The sequence below is a fragment of the Sandarakinorhabdus sp. genome, from assembly GCF_031430775.1.
Classification (GTDB): domain Bacteria; phylum Pseudomonadota; class Alphaproteobacteria; order Sphingomonadales; family Sphingomonadaceae; genus Sandarakinorhabdus.
On the sequence record NZ_JANPCD010000188.1, the window covers coordinates 1 to 2,581 of the forward strand.

The 2,581-nt window shown below is 66.6% G+C and carries 3 protein-coding genes and 1 pseudogene; 2 read left to right on the top strand and 2 right to left on the bottom strand.

Annotation, left to right across the window (positions count from 1 at the left end; translation table 11 throughout):
- Nucleotides 1–180 precede the first annotated feature (180 nt).
- On the top strand, nt 181–354 hold the full coding sequence (locus tag RMQ73_RS12035) for a DUF1674 domain-containing protein (protein ID WP_310498497.1): 174 nt from the start codon (nt 181–183) through the stop codon (nt 352–354).
- Between the two features lie 133 nt (nt 355–487).
- Nucleotides 488–1,453, top strand: a complete 966-nt coding sequence (locus RMQ73_RS12040; protein WP_310498498.1) for a Stealth CR1 domain-containing protein — start codon at nt 488–490, stop codon at nt 1,451–1,453.
- Between the two features lie 4 nt (nt 1,454–1,457).
- Here RMQ73_RS12040 and RMQ73_RS12045 read toward each other — a convergent pair whose 3' ends face one another.
- Entirely contained in the window at nt 1,458–2,426 is a 969-nt protein-coding gene (locus tag RMQ73_RS12045; RefSeq protein ID WP_310498499.1) for an NAD(P)H-dependent glycerol-3-phosphate dehydrogenase, read from the bottom strand.
- Nucleotides 2,423–2,581 (bottom strand): annotated as a pseudogene (locus RMQ73_RS12050) (tRNA (adenosine(37)-N6)-threonylcarbamoyltransferase complex transferase subunit TsaD); the annotation flags it as partial. The pseudogene RMQ73_RS12050 and the gene RMQ73_RS12045, both read right to left, overlap by 4 nt.

Below are 2,581 nucleotides of genomic sequence, written 5' to 3' on the forward strand. Positions count from 1 at the left end.
GCCAGCGCCAGCACCGCGCCGCGTGCCGCCATATTGAGCGCCAGCGCCCGGCCGATACCGCTGCCGGCGCCCGTCACGGCAATGACCTTGCCCTCAAGCGATTCTGTCACACGGCACCCCGATGGTTTTGCTGTTAAAGACAAGCCGTAGCGCAGTGGGCGCCAGCGGGAAACTGAGGTTATGGATAAAGACAAGACGCAGGAGCCGGCCTCGCCCGCCCTGGACGCCCCAGAGGCAGTGCCATCGGCGCCGCCGGCAAAGCAAATCGGCGGCAGGGAAATCGGCGGCAGAGATGGCCTCGATCCCGTGCGCTACGGCGACTGGGAAAAGGGCGGCATTGCCGTCGATTTCTGAGAGAGGCGATGCGCGCGACATGCCGCGCGCACGGCGCCAAAGGGTCAAAACATTGACAACAGGCGGTGTCCGGCAATAGGATTTCGCATCCTGTTCTATTGTGACGGGCGCAACACGGCCCTGTCCCTGCCTCATGTTTCCAACGCCTCGCCACGCCATCGATGCCGTCATTACCTGGGTGGACGGCGCCGACCCATCCCATGCTGCGCGCCGCGCCGCGCATCTGGGCCGGGGCCATCATGAAAATGGCATCAACCCGCACCGCTGGGCCTGCAACCACGAGCTGGATTATTGCCTGCGGTCGATCGCCAATCATGCGCCATGGATTGGACGGATCTGGATCGTCACTGACGCGCAGACGCCCGATCTTGCCCATCTTCCGGCCAACCTGCGCAGCCGCATCACGATCGTTGACCATCTGACGTTGTTCGCCGGCCATGAACATGTGCTGCCGACCTTCAATTCGCTGGCCATCGAAAGCCTGATCTGGCGCATCCCCGGCCTTGCCGAATGCTTTGTCTATTTCAATGATGATGTGTTCCTGACCGCGCCGTTGCTGCCGGGTGATGTTTTCGACGGCATGGCGCCGGTGCTGCGCGGCAAATGGGTGGACCGGCGGCCGTTGCTGGCCGATCCCGCCAGCCTGACCGACCCGGCGTTGCTGAACCCGCACACGCAGTGGAACGCCGCACGGCTGCTGGGCTTTGGCGCGGCGCGGGTTTTTGCCGGCGCGCATGTCGTGCATCCGATGCGCCGCAGCGTCTTTGCAGCCTTATGGGACACGCACCGCGAGGCCTTTCTTGCCAATATTGCGCACCGGTTTCGCCACGTCAGCCAGTTCCTGCCCCAGGCGCTGCACAACCATGCCTTGATCCGCGATGCCGGGGCGGTGCTCCATGGCGGCGATGACCATTTGCACCTGCGCACTGGCGCGGTGCACGACTATCCGCTGGCGCAGGTGCAGGCCTATCTGGCCAAGGCGCTGCAACCGCAATTCAAATTCCTGTGCGTCAACGACTTGCCGCAAGTGGAGGCGCTGATTCCCGATACGCGCGACTGGATCGAGCGTGCCATCGGCGCCCGGCAAATCGCGGCCTGAACGCCTATTCGGTCCTTAGCGGCCGCGACAACAGATCGACGATGGTTTGCGCCAGCGGTGCGCCGTCAAGCAGTGCCGCCACCGCCGCGCAGATCGGCATGTCCACGCCGATGCTGCGCGCCGCCTCGACCAGCACCGGCGCTGTTGCGGCGCCTTCGGCAACGGTGCGGCCTGTCAGCAGGGCGGCGGCGCCTTCGCCGCGCCCCAGGCCCATGCCCAGCGTGAAATTGCGGCTGTTCGCCGATGAACAGGTCAGCACCAGATCACCCAGACCCGACAGGCCGGCCAGGGTTTCGGCCCGGGCGCCGCGTGCCAGGCCAAAGCGGGTCATCTCGGCAAAACCGCGCGCGATCAGGGCTGCGCGGGCGTTCAGGCCAAGCCCGGCGCCTTCGAAGACGCCGCAGGCGATGGCGAGCACGTTCTTTACCGCACCGCCGATTTCGGCACCGATCACGTCGACGGATTGGTAGAGCCGCAAGGCCGGCCGCACCAGCCGCCGCACCAGCGCGGCACCGGCGGCGGTATCCGTGCAGGCCAGCGTCGCAGCCGTGGGTTTCCCGGCAGCGACTTCATGGGCAAACGTCGGGCCTGACAGCACGGCGACGGGCGTGCCGATCAGATCGGCTGCAACTTCGGTCATCAATTTGTGGCTGCCTGCCTCGATACCCTTGGCGCACAACACCAGTTGCGGCCGTTCCGACAGATCGGCTGCGGCCAGAACGGCACGCAGATGCTGGGCTGGCGTAACCACCAGCCAGACATCACAAGTCGCCAGTTCCGCCAGGGCAGTCGTTGCGAGCACGGCGCCGGGCAGCGCGATTCCAGGCAGAAACAGCGTGTTTTCGTGGGCGGCGTTGATGGCGCCAGCGACCTCCGGTTCGCGGGCCCAGAGCAGCACCTCGGCATCGCTGGCCATGACCGCGGCCAACGCCGTGCCCCAGGCGCCGCCACCAAGCACGCCGATGCGGCTCATGCCTTTACGCCGGCGCCGCGCACGGCCTCGGCACCCGGATCGAGCGGCCAGCGCGGGCGCGCGGGCACATCCATATCGTCGATCAGTCCGAGCGCCAGCCGCTCGGCGCCGGCCCAGGCGATCATCGCGCCATTGTCGGTGCACAGCCACGGCGG